13 protein-coding genes are annotated in these 20,701 nt (G+C 38.4%); all 13 read right to left on the bottom strand.

Annotated elements, in window-relative coordinates:
- Window positions 1-32: 32 nt before the first annotated feature.
- A complete protein-coding gene (locus tag ACYPWY_RS12700) occupies window positions 33-1,349 on the bottom strand; it encodes an MFS transporter (RefSeq protein WP_459685906.1) in 1,317 nt (438 codons plus the stop codon).
- Entirely contained in the window at window positions 1,342-2,196 is an 855-nt protein-coding gene (locus ACYPWY_RS12695) for a glycerophosphodiester phosphodiesterase family protein (protein ID WP_459685905.1), read from the bottom strand. Before ACYPWY_RS12695 ends, ACYPWY_RS12700 begins: the two co-directional genes overlap by 8 nt.
- 14 nt (window positions 2,197-2,210) lie before the next feature.
- Window positions 2,211-2,810, bottom strand: coding sequence for an HAD family hydrolase (locus tag ACYPWY_RS12690; RefSeq protein ID WP_459685904.1), 600 nt, complete (start codon window positions 2,808-2,810; stop codon window positions 2,211-2,213).
- A 64-nt stretch (window positions 2,811-2,874) separates the two neighbouring features.
- On the bottom strand, window positions 2,875-4,155 hold the full coding sequence (locus ACYPWY_RS12685) for an autotransporter outer membrane beta-barrel domain-containing protein (protein ID WP_459685903.1): 1,281 nt from the start codon (window positions 4,153-4,155) through the stop codon (window positions 2,875-2,877).
- Window positions 4,156-4,260: 105 nt separating this feature from the next.
- Window positions 4,261-5,106 (bottom strand): hypothetical protein, encoded by an 846-nt coding sequence (locus ACYPWY_RS12680; protein WP_459685902.1) that lies wholly within the window; start codon window positions 5,104-5,106, stop codon window positions 4,261-4,263.
- Between the two features lie 7 nt (window positions 5,107-5,113).
- On the bottom strand, window positions 5,114-7,090 hold the full coding sequence (locus ACYPWY_RS12675) for a glycerophosphodiester phosphodiesterase family protein (protein ID WP_459685901.1): 1,977 nt from the start codon (window positions 7,088-7,090) through the stop codon (window positions 5,114-5,116).
- A gap of 360 nt (window positions 7,091-7,450) precedes the next feature.
- Window positions 7,451-9,169 carry a T9SS type A sorting domain-containing protein gene (locus ACYPWY_RS12670; RefSeq protein ID WP_459685900.1) on the bottom strand — a complete coding sequence of 573 codons (1,719 nt, stop codon included), beginning with the start codon at window positions 9,167-9,169 and terminating at the stop codon, window positions 7,451-7,453.
- A gap of 63 nt (window positions 9,170-9,232) precedes the next feature.
- Window positions 9,233-10,972 (bottom strand): T9SS type A sorting domain-containing protein, encoded by a 1,740-nt coding sequence (locus tag ACYPWY_RS12665; protein WP_459685899.1) that lies wholly within the window; start codon window positions 10,970-10,972, stop codon window positions 9,233-9,235.
- A 39-nt stretch (window positions 10,973-11,011) separates the two neighbouring features.
- Window positions 11,012-12,268, bottom strand: coding sequence for a ComEC/Rec2 family competence protein (locus ACYPWY_RS12660; protein ID WP_459685898.1), 1,257 nt, complete (start codon window positions 12,266-12,268; stop codon window positions 11,012-11,014).
- Between the two features lie 27 nt (window positions 12,269-12,295).
- Window positions 12,296-13,678 (bottom strand): RagB/SusD family nutrient uptake outer membrane protein, encoded by a 1,383-nt coding sequence (locus ACYPWY_RS12655; protein WP_459685897.1) that lies wholly within the window; start codon window positions 13,676-13,678, stop codon window positions 12,296-12,298.
- A gap of 20 nt (window positions 13,679-13,698) precedes the next feature.
- Window positions 13,699-16,902 (bottom strand): SusC/RagA family TonB-linked outer membrane protein, encoded by a 3,204-nt coding sequence (locus tag ACYPWY_RS12650; protein ID WP_459685896.1) that lies wholly within the window; start codon window positions 16,900-16,902, stop codon window positions 13,699-13,701.
- A 512-nt stretch (window positions 16,903-17,414) separates the two neighbouring features.
- Complete coding sequence (locus tag ACYPWY_RS12645) at window positions 17,415-20,225, bottom strand: ligand-binding sensor domain-containing protein (protein ID WP_459685895.1); 2,811 nt, start codon at window positions 20,223-20,225, stop codon at window positions 17,415-17,417.
- A gap of 150 nt (window positions 20,226-20,375) precedes the next feature.
- Window positions 20,376-20,579 carry a hypothetical protein gene (locus tag ACYPWY_RS12640; protein WP_459685894.1) on the bottom strand — a complete coding sequence of 68 codons (204 nt, stop codon included), beginning with the start codon at window positions 20,577-20,579 and terminating at the stop codon, window positions 20,376-20,378.
- Window positions 20,580-20,701: the final 122 nt, after the last annotated feature.

Raw genomic sequence — 20,701 nt, 5'->3', positions numbered from 1 at the left:
TTAATAACTTTTCTTGTTTAATAATTTATTTGTCAATCAGTTATGGCTTTCTTTTTCCATAATCCGGCACACAATATAAACGACAGCGCCGCCGCGCCTATCCAAAGGTAGCGGATGGATGAAAAATCATACGTTGAGATTCCGTCCACAACCGTTTTGCTGTCGCCAATCAGCCGTCCGCTCAATATATCCTGAACGCCTGCGCCGATATAGCTGGCAATACCTACAACACCCAGCGCCGCTCCCGATGCTTTTTTCGGCGCAATATCCACTGCCATCAATCCGCCCAGATAACAGATTAGTACGCCGATAGACAGGCCAAACAGTATCATGCTGAATATATCTACTGCAAAATAGCCTTTCGGAACAAACACAAACAGTGTAATAGCCAACGTGTTGCAAATTCCAAAAATTAATGCCGGAATATTGCGATTGCCTTTAAAAAGTTTGTCGGAAAGGAAACCGGACAATACCGTCCCGATAATTCCGCAAACAGACGAAACGCCGATAATACTGCTGGCTTCTATTGTTGTGTATGCCTTCTCGTTCTCCAAAAAGAAAATGCCCCAACTGTTAACTGCATAACGGCTGATATACATGCAGGCGCTTGAGAAGGCCAATATCCAGATGAACGGGTTTTTCAGGACTTCCATCTGGGTTTTTCCGACGGATTTGTCCAATTCCTTGGGCAGCATTGCCGGAACCAGTCCCTTGCTTGTCGGACTGTCGTGCAGAAACAGTATAATAATAACCGCTCCGACTAATCCGGCAATCCCGGCAGCTTCAAATCCCCAGCGCCAACCGGCTATGCTGACGACAAATGCCGTAGCGATAAAAGTCAGCGCTTCGCCAATATTATGGCTGGCGCTCCAGAAACCGTAGTACGAGCCGCGTTCCTTATCGGTAAACCAGCGAGATAAGCCGACTACGCAACTTGGAGCGCCCATACTTTGCACCCAGCCGTTCACGCCCCACAGGATAACGAATATCCAAAAGGAATGGGAAAATCCCAATACGATATTAACAAGGGAAGATATTATCAATCCAATGGCCATAAAACGTCTGATATTCACACGGTCAGCCAGAAATCCATTGATGAATTTTCCGGCGGCGTAGGAGAAAAACAGAGCGGAACCGATAATTCCCAGTTCGTTTTCTGTCAGTATATTTCCATCAACCAATGGTTTCTTTACCACACTCAGGCTGAGGCGACACACATAGTACAGTCCATAGCCGACAGTAGCGGACAGGAACACCGACCATTGCAATTTTTTCAAATATGTTTTGTCTTCTTTCAAATCCGCTTTGTCAGGCGTCGGACTGAAAAACTGCATTATCTTTTTAATCATGTAATTCTTTTTGCTTTAAATAATCCAACATCATGGCAGGGCGGTCGGTCTGCAATATGCCTGCGCCCAGTTCATCGATCAGGTAACCCCATGTCCCATCCGGGTCTTTCAACGCTTTATCATCGCTGTAACCGCCGCAGAGGGAATTCCACAGCGAATTAATCCAGATAACGGACTTGCTGTCATGCAATTTTTGCTTGATTTGCAATAACAGTCCCCTGTTTTCTTCTTCAAAGCATATTTCATAGAAAGGATATTTTTTATTCAAGACGGATGCTATTGAGTCAAGCGTTGTTTCTTTTTTAAGCGAAACAACCGGCATGAAAAGCATTTTGTCTAAATTCTCACCGTATTGCGCTTTCAGTTGCTCGTAGGGTTTACCCGATTTGATGATTGCTTGAGCGAGCGTTCCCGTTTTTTCCAGTATCGGATAAACATCGTCGAAATAAGTGTCGCCCTTGTCGATATTGACGATAATTTTGCCTTTGGCGGCTGTCATGGCTTCTTCCAACGTAGGTATTTGGAAATCTGTTACCCTGCCCAAACCATTTTTAAGGCGTAGTTTCTTGATTTCTTCCAGCGTGAAATCGCTGACTTTGCCTTTGCCGTTGGTGGTACGATCGATGGTACGGTCGTGCATCAGGATTAACTGGCCGTCTTTGGTCCTGGCAATGTCGATTTCGACAATATCCACGCCCATGCGGATGCAGCCTTCGATGCCTTCAATGCAGTTGTCGGCATAGTTGCGCCAATCGCCGCGGTGGGAGGCGACCAACACTTTTGAACTTTGTGCCATTATAAAAAGAGGGCACAGAACGAATAATAGAACTAACTGTATTTTTTTCATTTGTTTGTAATCTTTTATAAAACACCTTTTTGCTTCAAATCCGCTCGAACTTGTTCTGCGGTTTGAAATAAAATGGTGTCAATTCCTAATTTTTGTGCGGCATCTAAATTCTCCTGCCGGTCGTCAATAAACACACTTTCTTCGGGACGTAATTGATAGCGTTCCAACAGGATAGTGTAAATTGTCGGATCGGGCTTGCATACTTTTTCCTCACCGGAAAGCACAATACCTGTCAGCATATTGAAAAACGGATGGGCTTTTCGGGTAGGCGGAAATGTTTCTGCCGACCAGTTGCTTAATCCGTAGGTGGCATATCCTGCTTTTCGCAAATCGGTAAGCAAGGTTATACTTCCTTGGTTTTCGTTGCCTAACGATTCGTACCAATGTTGATGAAAATAGGCAATATACTCGCTGTGTTGCGGATATTTTTCCAAAAGTAACTTCTCGTTTTCGACGAAAGTGATACCACTGTCCAAATTATTATTCCATTCATCCTTCCACACGGTTTGCATGAAGTTATCTATGGATTCCGCCGGAATTATTTTGCTGAATATCCGGCGGGGATTCCATTCGATAAATACGTTCCCGAAATCAAATATGATGTTCTTTATCATACTCTTATCGAAAAAAGAGAGTATCCAAAACGTCTTAGACACTCTCTTTAACCTTAAATTTGTATCACTTATTTATTTGGCTTTCGAGTTGGTTCACTTTTTCCATGAGTGATTCATAAGAATTTGCCACTTTCTTTAGTTGTTCAATTTCCTTGTTTTGTTCAATGGAATAGAGTGTCAATTCTTCTACTTTTTGAAGGAGTTTCACATTCATATCGTGGAGTGTATAACCATTCTCTTCTACTTCTGCGGCAGAAGGAATGTCCGGAAGACGATTATTGGTCTTGATATAATTTTCGACCTCGTTCAGATTCTGTAATTTATAATCTGTGCTAAAAACATGATCCGCCCAAGTAGATTTTGGACCAATAGCATAATCTTCAGAAAGAATACCTCCGGCAATGAATGCGGAAAATTTAGCTTTGTTTGCAGTACTTACTTGATTTGCGTTTACATTGATATACATTTTACTATTTGAAGCTGAAATATTTCCATTCACAGTTAATTTCTGATCTGGAGCGGGTGTACCTATTCCTATATTTCCATTAGTACTTATAAACAAATCTGTTTCATTTTGAGTTACACCTCTATCCCCTGCTGTAAAAGATAAATGATTTTTAGCAATAATACGATTCCACTTACTATTACTATTATCTGAGACAGGAAAATATAATGTAAAATCGTTATTCATCCCTTTTTTCATTTCAAGACCTCTAATACCTTCTATATTGAATCCCGTTGTATTTCCGATAATATCGCCCGTAAGTTTTATATTTCCATTAACTGTCAATTTTTCAGTAGGATTAGTCGTTCCAACACCAATTTTTCCAGTAGCAGTTATAACCCCACTATTAAGCTGAATCCCCTCTGTCATTATCGTACCTGCCATTATTGCTTCAGATGCCGTTATACTTCCAGCAACAGCTAATTTTTCAGTAGGAGAGGTTGTTCCGATACCTACTCTTCCATTTTTAGCTATAAATAAATCGGACAAGTTATCATTTACGCCTCTGTCTCCTGCTGAAAATGATAAATGATCTTTTGCTATTATGCGGTTCCAACTTTCTCCACTTGATAAAGGAAAATAGAGCATAAAGTCATTATTTGTTCTCAGTTTCATTTGTAGTCCTTTAGCGTTTCCTACTCTAAAAGCAACAGAAGTACTACTATTGCCACTCGCAAGAATAACATCTTGATAAAAGGCGTCATGTCCTAAACTACCAACGTTACTATGACCGGAATTACCAACTTGGAATTCATCCTTTATTTCAACTTGTCCAAAAATATTCATATTAACCACTTGAAATATGAATGCTATTACTGTAAAAAATATAATCTTTTTCATTTTGTTTAATTATTATTTAGTTTATTATTTAGTTTATTATTTTTATTTATACATCATCTATAAAAGATGTAGAGTAATCTCATACTGCTATTGCCAATAATGCTATCATTGAGGAGGTGATGAAAATTCTCTTTGCATTGTCCACCACCAATCATTGTCATCTCTTGGACTACTACTATACACCATTATGAAAACTTTTGTATTAGATATATATGGAGCATAAGTATTGTTACCAGACAAAGTCCATTCTCCTAAAATAAAGGCAAGAGTGTTATTACGGTGACCAGTAGCTGCAAAATATCGATACATATTAGATTCTTCATCCGGATATTTTTTATCGAAATCTAACCCAAAAAATACAGGTGACATATATTGAACATCTGGATTATTATACCAATCAGTTGTTACTATATACATGAAATTTGATGTAATATAAACTCGCATACGCCAAGTTGCAGATCCTTCTGTACCATGTCGTTCAAATAAACGATCAAACAAATGATAGGTATAGAAAGGAATATCATCAGGACCTTCAGGATCATCAGCAAGAAAGCGATTATATCGTTTGATTGTAACTGTACCATCAGAATAGAACATTTCAAACAATCTTACATCTATACCGTAAAGATAAGGATCTACCAAAGACAAGATGGGTTTACCTTCATCATTGTCCATATCTATATCTATATCAAATTCAAGCATCATGCAATCTTCATTGGTATTTATCTGTGTGAAATAGTAAGGGGATATCCATTCGACAGACTTTTTTGTGGATGGATCATTAACTCCATACCAGAATATTCCGTCAGGAGGCATATAACTAAATGGTCCTACAGGAGAGTTATTATTCTGCGCAAACAAATATCCATTTGATAACAACAATACCAACAAAAATATTTTCTTGAAATGGGAATTTTTCAGCTTCCCCCAATATTTAAACATTGTTTTCATAATTTTATCATTTTACGATTAGTTTTACACTCTTTTGTTTATTTCCGGATATTCTCAATATATAAATTCCGGATCGTATGTTTTTCGACATTACCATTTGAGGTTCTGTCGTTACCTTATTCTGGTAGATCAATCGTCCCTGTAAATCATACAGCAGAATATTATTTCCAATATCATTTTTGCTTAAACCATAAACAGTCAGTATCCCCGATTCATATCTTGCAGTCATCGTTGTGTTTTCCGTTAAATTTTTTGTTAAACTGGATGCAACAAAATTATTTGCCGGTGCAAGCTGTGCCGAATTTGGATTGTACAAATTTTTTATTTGTGTCCAAGTATCAATTCTATCTGTTGTTACTATAGCAGATGAAAAATGAGGAACACTCATAAGCCAATAGGGATCTCCTCGAAAATCTTTAGTAAAATCTTTAAACAACCATTGGGCATATCTGTCAACTATACCTTTGGGTCCCATAGGTTCTTCTGCATATACACCTGGTCTTAGCTCTGTTTTTGAAATTACATAATGCAATACGTTGTCAAACAAGTTTCCATTAACAATAAGAGTATCTAATAATGATTCTTTTCGCTTGAAATTTGTTTCGAAACCTACTAAAGAATTTGAACTATTATTATACCAATCATTAATAAACCTCACTGCTTCATACTTATTTGCACCTGGTTGCGTGATTGGAAAAAAAAGAATTTTGTGTAAATCATCGTATTGTTCAACCGGTAAATACTGTTTTATTGTATTTAAAGTTAAAGTTGTTTTGATTGCAATATACTCCCAAGCATCATTATCTTTTGTAACTTCCAGTATTTTTGACACTAATCCAACCCAATTACGCTCTCTATCAGTATGAGTGACATCGCAGGCGGCGGTACACTCTGATGGATCTAAGGGATTATGTCTTCGTGCCCGCTCTTTTATGTCAAGAGTCAAAACTGTTTGATACTTTTTCATATAACTAATTAAAGTATCTAATGTGATAAAATGGTAATTCTGGTCTACTTCATAATTCCTTTTCCTTAGATGCAGACCCATAAGCTGACTATAATTCATGTCATAAATGAATGTATTATCCGGGTCAGGTCCGTCGTAATCAGACAAGCGTTGTAAATTATAATCATGGTTAATGATTAATACTGAATCATTTGTCATTGTTATGTCCGATTCGATAAGATGAGTATAATTTGTAGCAGCTGCAATGGAAGGATCAGTGTTTTCAATAGGTCCGGCACCAAGATTATTCCCCCAGAACCCTCTATGAGATACAATTTTCAAATCTGGTGTTTCATCCTCTAAAGGAATATTTTTCAATTTCACCCACTCATTAGTAATCTCATTTATATCTGTTATATGAGCTAAATGTTGAGGATCGAATCTTAGTCCTTCATCAACTTCTCCATTCTTATAAAAAGTCCCTATCCCTGGCAAGTTCCCATTCCATATATTTATATTTTCAGGAAGAATTAATTCAATTTTTACAGGTATAGTTCCGAAAAAATCATAAAAGATTGAATTGGCATTATGAGTTGTTTGCATTCGCCAATCATTGGTGAGATAATATTTGTATGCAGCCAAAGAAGAACTTTTAATATTATTACTAATCCAAGGGACAGGATAGGTCTCCCCAATTATTCCAAGTGAACTTGGATTCGTGTATGTAGTGGGGGAAAATTGATAAAAGTACAAGCTACCACGAGTTCCTGTCATTTCAAATAATAGAACATTAGAATAACTGTTATTTGTCATGAGAAAATCAGTATAAATCCTAAGATAAATGTGAGTGCCAGATATTGCGTCAGAATTGGCACTTATTGAAAAATCATTTGGACCCAAATTATACAATTCATTCAAACTTACACTTGCCTTATAAACTAAAGTATCATAGGATATTGTTTGGGCAAGACCGTGTGTAATCAGTGTTCCACTAATTACACAAAAAACCAAGAAACGTTTAAAATTAATTTTTGTCATAATAAATTTCATTTTAAAAATTAAACAAATAAATACATAGCTTCTCACAGGAGAATTAATTCATCTTATCCGCCTAAGTAGCAGATGAGGCCCCCAAAACTATTAATTGCATACCGGCTGATGTACATACAAGCGCTTGATAAAGCCAATATCCAAGTAAAAGATTCTCATTGTGTAGTTCCGGTTGATTTACCCAATCCGTTGGATGAGATTTACCGAAACGAGTTCCCGACTTTGTGGACTATAGTGAAAAAACAACAGAATAATTCCGGCGCCGACCAATCCTGTTATTCTGGTCACTTAAAATCCTCATCGCTATCCAGTAATACCTACCACGAGGGTAGTAATTATCAAATCAACTTATTTATAAAAAAGTTTGTTTATTTGCTTTTTATTACCGGATACCACCTTTATCAAATAAATTCCTCCTCGGCACAAATTGCGAAGATCTACTTCTGTTTCCGGTGCTTGATTTCGGGCAGACTGTACCGGTTTGCCCAAAATATCATACACCACATAATCGAAAGGATATGCCGAATGGACTTTGAATTGATTGCCCGAAATCGAAATTAATTTCGGATGTTCCGCTATGAGTGTTCTTCCTGTTGCTGTTCCGATTTCATAAGCACCGATACAAGCATTGCCTTCCGAATTTCGATTGACTCCTCGCTGGTCTTTTTGCAACTGTCCACTTAACGTTCCATCATTATTGAGGTCAATTCCTAATGTTGTTCCTTGCAAATTTTCCACAGGAATTGTATTAATGACAATCCTGTCTGTATTTTCGTCCAAAATTTTAATAGTTGGTGTTTTACCGCCATTTATTGCTGCAAATCCGTTCAGTTGATTACCAGACACAGAAACATCGAATGTTTGAGCAAGAGCGTATAAAGAGGATGTCAAATCTTGACCGGCTAATACATCATCGTTATCCCGATTGATATTGATGCTTGTATTGGTGCCGAATAAGTTATAATTCAAAGAATGGACAACTCCATCGGTTTTAAAAACATCACCATAACCGGAAGAAGAAAAGTTACCGGCAATAACATTGTTTGCCATTTTCACTTTGCCTTGCCGAGCAAAAACTGCACCGCCCAATAAAGAGGCTGGAGTTCCATCTGCGTTTTGTGCATCACAACTATTGGCAATCAGTGTGTTATTGACCAAATTGACTAATCCATCGTTGTGAATACGCACATAAATAGCACTTCCTCCCCGGTTGGCTCCGCCTTCTGTTTCCCCTTCGACATTATTATTGGCAAATGTATTGTTTACCAATGTGACTGTTCTTTCGGGTGCCAACGAAGTGTTATACACCGTAAAGGTGCCGTAACTTTTGGATAGATTGTCTAAAAATGTGTTTTCTGCAAAATAGGTTGAGATGGCATTTTTCAAAAAAACGGCAGATCCTGCAAGGGATGTATTGTATTGAAAAAGCGTATTTGTTACTTTTACTACCGCTTCGCCATTGATAAACATGGCACCACCATCGCCTGCACCTTGATTTCCAATCAGTTTGCAATTATCCATATTAAGGCTTGTACGCACATGAATAGCACCACCGCCCGCGGCAGAACAATAATTGCCCATGAATACTACATTTTTCAACGTGACGGAATTTCCTTGTATCATCATGCCGCCACCAGTGTCGTTACCATTTGCATTGGCATAACCGCCTTGAATTTTCACATTTTCGATAGTCACATTGGTAGCTTCGCTTGCTACACGCACTACCCGATAACGGTTATCTTCGTATCCGGCAATAAGGATTCCACTATCTTCATCGTATTCGTCATCGCCATTGAAATCTCCACTCAAAACAGTTGTTTCGGGTGTCGTATTTGCAAATGCTTCATCATATCCACCAATGATGACTACTCCTTTTTTTATTTCAAAAGAAGTTTCGGACGGAATGTACTTTCCGGAAGTGATACGGATAGTATCGCCTTCTTTGACAGCCGAAAGTGCTTGTTCTATTGTTTTATAGGGCGATTGTATCGTGCCATTTCCGATACCGGCCTTGACTCCGGTAATCCCCATAAAAAGTAGAATGATTAATGTAACTATTTTCTTCATGAAATTAAAATTGAAATTGAAATTGTGCGGTCGTTTTTTAATTGAACGACCGCATAATTACTATTAAAGAATGATCTTTTTTACAGATTCTCCTTGTGCGGATTGTACTTTTACAATGTAAACACCCTTTGATAAGGATGAAGGATTCTGTTTTTTTCCTGTCAAGTCATATACTGCATAAGTGTAATCGGATGCTGCATTTATCACTATTTGACCGTTATTAACATAGATGGTAATATCATTAGAATTAACCGATTTAATTCCGGTTAGGTCTGAGGCATAATATTCATAAGATCCAATGCTTGCCTTACCTGTAAGATCACGTTGTTTATTACGTTGATCAATACTTAAAACATCATCTTTATCACCATCATTATTCAAATCCGCATCTATGGTAGTTTCAGATAATTGCGTTGCAGGTAAACTGGCTATCGTTTTTCCTGCACCAATAGTAGCCGTAGCATCTTTGATTTTTACGGTTTCCGTATCACCGCCGTTATTGGCTGTTTCTGCTTCAAATACATAATCAGTAGTATTTCCTTCAAAGATTTGCGTCAGTAGTGCTAAACCAGCACTTTTACTTGATCCAGCAATAATATCATTATTCCCGACTATGGCTGTCGTATTAACACCACCATAAGTAAAAACATTATAACCCAACGAGGTAACTTCTTGCGCACCACCATTATGATAAACATCTTCTCCTTCGGGAGCAAAATTACCTGCTATTACATTGTTGGCTAAGAAAATATTTCCTGCCCGGCTGTAAACAGCTCCTCCTTCACCGGTATCCGTACCATCCAGCGTTTTATTACCCATGATAGTGTTGTTTACCAAATAAACGTTTCCACCCCAATTTACATACACGGCACCACCACCGCCATTGTTTTTGTTGGATGAATTACTGATGTCGTTGTTTACAAAAGTGTTGTTTACTAATACCACAGGATTCGTGGTTCCTGCATTATACAAAGAGCAAGTGCCATAGCGGGCAGTTACATTCCAATAGAAAGTACTGTTTTTGATATACGTTCCGGTAGTACCACCGATCATCAGCGCACCGCCTCCGCTGGCTGCTTCATTGCCGATAAAAGTACAATTAGAAATAATCGCAGTACCATTTTTTACATAGAGTCCACCACCATCGTTTCCACTTTTATTGCCCAAGAACACTACTTTATTGGCTTCTAAATCCGCATTGGAATAAATTCCTGCACCCGGTTTGGAACCACCTGTATTACCAGCAATAATTACATTTTCCAACTTCAATGATCCAAGGCTGAAAATACCGCCGCCATTCTGTGATTTGGGTTTATCGGCTACATCATTTAAGTCCGCATTACCGCCTTGCACGGTTATTCCTTCCAGCAATACCGAAACATCTGCATTCACGGTTATTACATGATAGACATTCCCCTCATTGGAAGACGCTGTTCCGATCACCGGATCATAAAAATCATTACCATCTAAATCTCCGCTAAGTACAGTCGGATAGTCTTTTGTATCATTTGTTGTAAAATCTGTAGAATACCCACCTTTGATAGTCAAATTCTTATCAATAGTAAATGTTGAATAACGTGCACCATTGACGGCATCTGTTTGGGGAAGGTATTGCCCTTCTGCCACATAAATGACATCGTTTGCATTTGCAACTGCCAAAGCTCTGTATAATTCCTTGAAGGGCTTTGCTTGTGAACCGTTTGCATCAGAGTTACTGTAACTCGCTGACACATAAATACCTGCCGCATGAAGGCTCATGCTTGTGAGTACAAATAAGACAAAAAGTAAGTTTGTTTTTCTCATGATAAAATAATTTAAATTGTGTAATTTATTTAATGATAACTATTTACAAAAATAGGGTCCGAAAACAGCATTTACCGCATAATTGGTATCGCTGTCGTCAATTACATAAACCATAAATTCCGACCCTCCTGGAGAGACACGGACAACAATATGTCCCTGTGTACTTTTTTCCTGATCCGTTAAATCGCCAATGACTACTTTGGCTGCCGGATGAAGATTAGTCGCAAAGATATCGCGACTATCGGGATATAATTGCTTGGCAAGCATTCGGTAAAGGGTTGAATGATTAGGATGTAAAGCATCTGATGCTTGTATAATAAATACTTGTGGAGCTAATGTTTTGATGAAAAAATCATTGGTAGCGTTGTTGTAGCCATGATGATTGACATTACATACTTCCACTTTACCCACTATGGGAGCTAAAGGTGTTTCCAAATCATGCCATTCAGGTCGTCCCGCTTTGGGATAACCGGTCAAATCTCCACCGGTATAGTAACCGAATTTTCCATACGAAAGTTTGATTGCGCAACTTAATGAATTTTCTTCCGGCTTATTTGAATTACTCACTCCGCTTAAATCAGGGAAAAGGGAAGTTGTTTGCGTTCCTATTCCTGTCCACATAATACCATTGGCAATTAGATTGCGAATTTCAAATCTTCCGGTATATTTTGCCTCAGTATCATATTTCAAAGCAAATTGATTGTTTACCCCCACATTAAATCGTTCCACAATATCCGGATTGATTGTTTTCTGATATTCTGTAAATTTCAAATAATTGTTGAAAAAATCTTCTGTTGACGGCATGTAATTATAAGCAGGATAATCGCGGTCAATGATTTTTCCAATGGGTATATATTCTGCAACTTCGGTAATTCCTGTCAGATAGTAATCGGCTTTTGTGCTCTTATTTTTAAGTACTCCACCAATATGGTCTTTGTGGAAATGGGTTGCCAAAAAATAATCAATCTTCTTATCCCTGTTTTTGGGGGAATGTTTCAAAATATATTCTGCAATCCAAACACCGGGTGTTTTGCTGTTGTTGGGACGAGGTGCTACATGACGTTCCGAGTTCGGATTATTGGCGCCAGCGTCAATCAGCATCGTTGTTCCATCGGGCAAAATGCAGTATGCTGCATTCCCACAGCCGGTATTGATGTTGTGGATATCCAAATAACCTTCACTCCAAGCCTCCAAAGGCTCTCCTTGCGCTTGCGCCGACACATAGATATTTTTTTGCGCTTGCAATCCACTAATGGATATAAACAAAAAGAGTATGATTGTAATTTTTGTTTTCATTTTTTTTATTGTTTTAATTCATTGAAATTATTCATATCCGGGATTTTGCGGAAATTCGTTTGGATTGTCCATGATTAAAATTTCCGATTCGGGGATGGGATACAACAAATCGTTTTCTGTAATATCCAATTTGACTGCTGCCATGGATTCAATAGCCTTTCCCGTCCGAAGCAAATCGAACCAACGATGATTTTCCAACGGTAATTCCAATCGCCGTTCCAATAATACTGCATTGCGGAAACTATCTTTATCGCTAAGTGTAACATTCGTATAAGGCGTAGCAGATGCTCGATTACGGACACTATTCAAAGTAGTAAATGCCTTGCTTGCTTCGTCATTATTATATTCGACTTCGTTCAATGCTTCCGCATACATTAACAATACATCTGCCCATCTCAATACCGGAAAATCTACACCCACACCATTGGTGGTAACATCAGGCGTATCAGCATACTTTTTTACAACAAATGTGCTGTTTACTCTTGTGTAACCAAGTAAGGCTTTCCGTTTATCACTGCCCTTATATGCAGAGAGTAATGCGGCATCTAAACCGAATTTATTGGTATAAGCATCGTGTGTACTACTGGTTTCTCCGGGTATGGTTTTTGAATATCTAACCGCAAAGAGAATTTCTTTATTCATCTTCTTGGTTACATCAAAAACTTCTTCGGGCGTATTTTGCAATCCATATATATCCGTATAATTAGTAGTTAAATCTTCCAACAAGGTAACCGCTTCACTGTTTTTCTTTTGAGTAAGATATACTTTGGCAAGCAACGCTTTGGCTGCACCGGACGTGGCACGACCTAAATTTGCATCTGTATATTTTTTAGGTAATTGTTTTGCAAAAGTTAAATCCATTTCAATGGCAGCGTAAATATCACTTACATTAGTTCTTACTTGGCTATAAGCTTCCTGTGTCGTAATCGGTTTAAGAATTAAAGGTGCATCGCCCCACAAACGTACAATATTGAAATAGGCTAAAGCTCGAAGGAAACGTGCTTCCCCTTCATATTGTGTCCGTAAATCAGGATCGGTTACAACCTCAATGTTGTTGAGAATTTCATTCAACCTGTAAATTTGTTTGTATGTCGTTTTCCAAACATTCCCGATAACCGTATTATCTCCTCTTGCCGTAAATTTATCTATGTTGTAATAAACTCCTGCTGCCCCACCGGGATTGTTGTCCACTACATTGTCGGAACGAACTTCCATTAGGGTTACATAATCCGAACGATACATATTATTTGCCTGTAATGAGGCATAAGCACCGTTGATTGCTACTTCAATATCCTTTGCATTTTTGTAAAAATTGGGTGCTGATGATTCGGAAATTGGTTTAAGATCCAAAAAATCACTGCACGATGTCAATAGTATCAAGGATAAAATTCCTGTTATTATCTTTTTCATTGTATATTAGTATTTAAGAGTTAAAACATTAAATTCAAACCGATTACAGCAGATTTTGCCAACGGATAAGTTCCGTAATCAAGTCCCGGTGTAAGCGAATTACCTTTCATATCTACTTCCGGATTATATCCACTGTATTTTGTGAACGTAAACGGATTTTGAGAAGAGAAATAAATACGTGCACGAGAGATATGCGCCCGTTTGGTCCAGTTGTTTGGCAATGTTACACCAAAAGTAATATTACGGACACGTAAATATGAACCATCTTCGATATGCCATGTGGACATTTGACTGTTCATTCCCGTAGCTGCACGATTGGCGCGATTCACCAATCCATTTCCCGGATTTTCTTCCGAATGCCAGCGATCCAGTGCTTCTATTTGTCCGCTACCACCTTCCATATTATTCAAATACCGGCGATTGATATTCGCAATTTTATTTCCATATACACCTTGAAATGCTACGCTTAAATCAAACCACCGATATTGGAACTCGGTAGAATAGCCATACGTGAAATCGGGAGCATAATTACCAACTATTGAGCGATCTTCACTATTTATAACACCATCTTTCTTTACATCCACAAACTTAAAATCACCGGGTTTAGCATTGGTCACTTTGGCAATTCGGTCATCATTCGGATCATTAGCAATATTTATTTCTTCTTGATTCATAAATACTCCATCCGTAATATAAGCGTAGTAATTACCGATAGGTTCGCCTACTTTGGTAATGAAATCCATTGTTTCCCCTTTGGTAACCATTTCATCCACACCTCCTAAATCAAGGACTTTATTTCGATTCACAGAGAAATTTACGCGATTGTTACATACAAAATCGCCCCATTTGTTGTTATTTGAAAGTGAAATTTCTATCCCTTTATTTTCTACTTTTCCGATATTTTTCAGGACTGTACTAAATCCTGAAAATTCAGGTACAGGCACATTAAGTAACATATCCGAAGTAGTACTACTATATACATCTACTTCCAAATTAACTCTGTTAAACAGTCCTAATTCCAAACCTAAATTGGTCATGGCTGTTTTTTCCCAACCTAAATCAGGATTTCCGGCAGAGACAGGAACTAATCCGACTGAAATTGCATCCGGCACTCCCAATACATAATTATCATCGCCTATCCTCGCATAATATTCGTAATTGCCGATACTGAAATTTCCTGAAATACCATAGCTGGCACGCAATTTCAAGGAGGAAAGCCAATTACGTTGATTTGTCATGAAATCTTCTTCCGAAATATACCAACCTCCTGATACGGATGGAAATGTTCCCCAACGATTATTCTGTCCAAACCGTGAAGATCCATCCGCACGAATAGCTGCGGAGAATAAATATCTGTCTTTGTAACTATATTGTGCCCTTGCTAATGCAGAAAGCAATGCCCATTGCTGCCGGGTGGTATCCCAATTGGTGGCTATGGTAGAAGCATTTAAAGTTTCTATCAAATCGTTGGGATAACCGGTTCCTGTTATCCGGCTATTATCTGTGGATTCTTGTTGGACTGTCCAACCGGCTACAGCAGATAATTTATGATTCTTATTGAATACTGTATGATACGAAAAAGTATTTTCCAAAACCCAATTCAAAACGTCTTTAGTTCGGCTTTCTCCTGTCGGAACCGATGGCGGAATTTGGTTAAGACTTGTAGGCAAAGTAGATGGGCGGAAAATGTTTCTGCGAAATGAATTGTAATCCGCTCCATACGAAGTTTTAAACTTTAAATCTTTGATAATCTCATATTCCGCATATAAGTTTCCCAACATTCGGTTTCGCTGCATATTGTCTTTGCGTTCCAATGCCAATGCCACAGGATTAATCAGATTGGGAACACCGCAATCCAGGGTGTATTGGTCGAAATTGTAACTGCCATCCGGCTTATAAACCGAAAATAATGGCAACATCCCTAAAGCCGTAGAAAGAATCGTTTCGTTGGAATAACGGTCTTCCGTAGGCACTAAATCATAATTGGAATGATTGAAACTTACATTTGCACCAAAACTGAATTTATCGTATTTGGAATCTATTTTTGCACGACCGCCCATTTGGTCGAATCCGGAACCAAGAACAATTCCGTCCTCACTTAAATAGTTTGCAGACACAAAATATTGTGCGGCTGAACTACCTCCGGTAATGGAGATATTATGACTTTGTATCGGAGCGGTACGCATTACTTCGTCTTGCCAGTCAGTATCAGTAAGACCTTGTTCGCCATTCAAATAAGGATAAATCTGCTCCGGAATCAAATAATTAAGTTTCCAACTCGTCGCAGGTTGTCCCAATTTTTGGCGGCGTTCGTCATTTGTATCCGTAATATTTCCTGTAAGTCCGGCTGCAACCAAAGTTTCCAAATAAGTATTATTGCGTGATTCGTATAAGATTTCCGCTTGTTGATAAGCATTCATCATTTCGATTTTCCTGGTTGTTTTTTGCCAGCCATAATAACCGTCATATTGTACAGCAGGTTTACTGTCCCGTCCTTTTTTAGTAGTAATGATTACAACTCCATTTGCTCCACGCGAACCATAAATGGCAGAAGAAGAAGCATCTTTCAAGACTTCAATAGACTCAATGTCATTCATGTTAATGGAACTTAACGGATTTACTTTCATACCAGTAGCACTGGAAGCTCCGTCCGACATTGGAAACCCATCAACAATGTATAAGGGTTCGTTTCCGGCAGTAATACTTCCTGTTCCGCGTACTTTGATAGCCATACCACCGCCCGGTATCCCATTGGGTTGCAAGACTTGAACGCCTGCTAATTTTCCTGCCATGGCTTGGTCAAGACTTGTTACAGGAACGGCTAATTCGGAGGCTTTTAAAGAAGAAATAGCGGTTGTTACGTCTCGTTTCCTTTGTACGCCATATCCAACCACCAACACTTCGTTAAGTACTTGATTATCTTCTTGCAAAACAATACCTAAATTACTTTTTTCGCCCAATGTTGTTTCTTGGGTTACATATCCAATATACGAAATCAATAAGGTGGAGCTTGCAGCCGCATCAATCGAAAACCGACCGTTCACATCCGTTACCGTGCCGACAGATGTTCCTTTTAATACGACACTTGCGCCAATAATGGCTTCGCCGGTTGCATCTGTAACTGTCCCCGAATACGTTTGAGGTGCAGCAATCGATTTTGAAGTTGTTTGATTCGTCTCTTGTGCTTGTGCGTGATAAGGCAAAAGACCAAAGAACAGAATCATTAATAAGGATAATAATAGTACTTTAATTTTCATGATACAATTGTTTGATAAATTATGTAAATAAGAAAGTGTTTTTACGCCATATCGCCGTTTTGCAAAACAAGATAAGTTCAGCAAGTATGGCAGAATAATCCGGCAGGAATAATACCGGAAAATATCCTTTATATAAAGATTGGGAATTATTGTCTGTAAAAGAGAAATTTTGTAAATTACGCGCGAGGCTTGTGTGTGTGTGTGTGTGTGTGTGTGTGTGTGTGTGTGTGTGTGTGTGTGTGTGTGTGTGTGTGTGTGTGTGTGTGTAACAAAGTTTTCGACTTTGCCAAACATATCCGACTATTTAACACACTCTTTTTCATTTGCGTAATTGTATTAATAATTGACGCAAAGGTAGGAGGTATGCAGGATATTCAGGTAAAAATTATTTTCGTTTATTTTCGTCTGCGAAAATAAACGAAAATAATCTCTGTCTTCGTTTTTTCGATTGTATTTATAAATGACTGATGATCAATCATCTATTTTGAAGGGGTGGTATTCTCGTATAACTGTTCCAAAAGTGCGTTCCGGTTCGCTTGTTGCTTCAGATTTTCATGGATATGGTACCTGTCGTCTCCGACACGGTTAAAATTCATCGTTTCTTCGATGTCTGCATTGTCGAATTTGCCGGATATTAACAGTAACGCGACATAAGATTTCTTGGAATTGTTTTTCAACTTTAATCCGCTTAATTCTTCGCTGTATTTATTGGATAATTCCTCGCATTTGAGCTTGATGCGATTTCTCTTTTCTTCTGCCCTTTTCTGTTTTTCGCCTGATTCCGGTTCATTTTCAGTATTTTCACCATTTTCTCTGGCGATAAATAGATTCCTCAATTCTTCAAAGTCTTTTTGCTGTTGCCCTGTCATTTCTTGAGTAATCACAGCCTTTTTTAAATGACTTTTCTCAAACTCCAGTATTCTGTTCAATAGCTCAAAAGAGTAATCAATCGAATAGTCGTTCTCCAGTTTATTTTTCTCACAAAGAATGTTATTCCATTCATCCTGCCGGTTATCACTGCTTATGACTTTATTTATTTCGTCTATTTTGCTGTTTAACAATATTCTAAAGGAATCAATAATCTCCATCCTTTTTAAGAGGCTTTCTTCTACCCGGATTTCAAAATTAATGACTTCTTTTTTAAGTTGTCGGATTCCCAGCAAACTGACAGACTTTAATTTATTTTCCAATTCATCCTTTTCGAGAATCAATTCATCTCCTTTCTTTTTCTTGGTATTTTTCGTTATTTTTTCATTGCAACGCCTTAATATTGTTTTAATATGCTGTTTTCGATAAAGATAAAGAAGAATGACAATGGCAATCAAGATGGCGATGCCTGCCGGAAGCAATGTAAAATATAAGACAGCATAGCTCCGGGGAGGTATTTCAACTAATGTTAAATCATTATATCCTCGGTATTTATATAATCCTATCTGAGTGCCGACAAAAAGAAGATTTTTATCGGCAGTCTCTGCGATAGCCGCTTCATTAACGGAAATATCCAGGTGTTTATCAACCAGATTCAGCTCGGACGTGAAGTCTAAAGGTATTCGTTCAATGCCCTTGTATCCGATAATATAAGAACTTTTATTCCCATAATATACCGTAGAAATGGTTTTGGGACTTATTCCGGGAAAACGGCGAAAATCGCTCCCATGCTTCCCCCATTCATAAACACCTCTGGATGTATAGAGGTAGATAAACCTGTTGCTCTCTTCTATAAACCTCCTTATTTCTCCGATAGTGTCAGAACCGGATATTTTATTAAGCGAGTCCGTCCCATTTAATTCAAAAATGCCGTGCTTCATGGAAGCAAGATATTGTCCGGATATGTCTGTGATATACAAGTCCGAAAAATCAACTTTTGTGCTTTTAGCGGTTGGTATGGAATCTATCTCCTTAATTTCATCGTTGATATATTTAGCCCGCAATAAATAATTCCGAGTTCCCAGCAATAAGGATTCCTTGTCTTCATAAACGCTCCTGAAATCAATCTTACGACCAAGTTCCCACTTTGCCTCACTTCCGCTGATGCCTATTTCACGGCTTGTTTTAGCATTGCCGGGATTGATTTTATACAGGGAATTGTTTGTAATCAGCCAAAGGTATTTCTTGCCGGCATGAAACCTTACCGGCTTTTCGCGTATGGTAAGACTTAACTTCCCAATGAACTTTGCATAGTCTTTTTCTCCGCTTTCCGAGTATAATTTATTGTCAAGGGTAATGAAATAACATATCCTGTTGCTTTTCTCCATACATACGGCTATGACATTGTTTGATTCCCCTTTCGGATTCTGGTGCAATGAAAAAATGTACAGTTTATTATGGCAGGCTACCAGAATAAAATCCTTTCCCTTACAGACATAATTCTTATAGCTGCTGCTGAGTTTGTCCGACAGTTGCAACGAACCGCTGCCGTTCTTATTATCCGTATATTTCATTTCCGAAGAGGTCAATACCCATTCCCTTTGCTTTCTGTCCAACGAATCAACCATATACGCAAAAATGCCATGAGAATCGCTTTTCACGAGCGTCGCTTTTTGTTGCGCCACCGATTGTTTCGTGTTGATTTTGTAGGTTGAATTGCCGGATGAAGCATATAATATCGAATCGTTGTATTTGTAAAAATGCAAAATATCCTTGTCTATTAATCTTTTGCTTTCTTTCGGATTGTTTTTATTCAAGACGACCAAACCTGAATCAGAAGTAGCGACATAAATATTTATGTCATTAATGGACAGGTGATTAACGCCGAAATGGAACAGGGAATGATTTTCAGGACGGTAATACGGATGTAATAATAACTCGGTTTCCCATTCATTTTTATTGAGCGTGTAAATACCGGAGGAAGTGGCGAAATAGAAAGAATCCCCGTCTGTTTTTATAGTATAGGCGGCGTAAGAGTCCGTAGGCTTCGTTATATCAAGTGGGTTGAGGATATAATACTTTTTCTTGACAATACCGTTCTGTATTCGTTTAACTCCCTCATTCCTGATGCCGACTAACAGCGTGGTGTCGTTTTCCGCACAAATATCATATATCCGGTTGTTTCCTGCATTGATAATTGTCCGGCTATTGTTGATAAGATTTATTCTTATAATGTTTCCGTTTTCCAGTCCGATAAAGAAGATGGAATCGTTCTCCGATGAAGGAGAAATACAGCTTATCGGGACGCCGAAATCAGATACCGTATGAATCAAGCCTTTATTCGACTGTTCGCATGATATGCAAAACAAACAAATGACAGTAATCCAGGCAGGACAGATTATTTTCATGTTCCATTTTTCCATCTTTTTATTCTGTAACGGCGGATGCAAAAGTACGAAATAATTTTGGAATCTGTTTAAAACGGGTAACATATCATCATTATTTAGTTAGTATGAGCGAAGATTGCAGGGAGAATAACAGCTTTGTCAAATGCGGAGTAAAAGAAATATTTCCTACTTATATTTCTTTTTAATGGGGCTGAAATGGATTTCTATCCGCCCGTCTTTCAGGATGGAATCAATCGCCCGGTAGATGGGCATTTCTTCAATGCCTGCAATTTTGAGGGCTTGCAAGGTGATGTGGTCTTCCAGCAGGGTCAGGTAGTCCTTTTCCAATAAGCCAATATATTTGTCCTTATCCGATTTACGAATTGCCATAGTCTTTTTCCATTTGTTGAATCAAAAGTGTTGCCTGCCTTTTGAAGCTGTCAATTACGGCTTCTTTGTTTTCGATGTCGCTTCTTGCGTTAAGGACGTCCAGCGCCCCTTCAACAGTATTG

The organism is Viscerimonas tarda, assembly GCF_054601255.1.
This window is presented reverse-complemented; position numbering and strand designations above follow the sequence as displayed.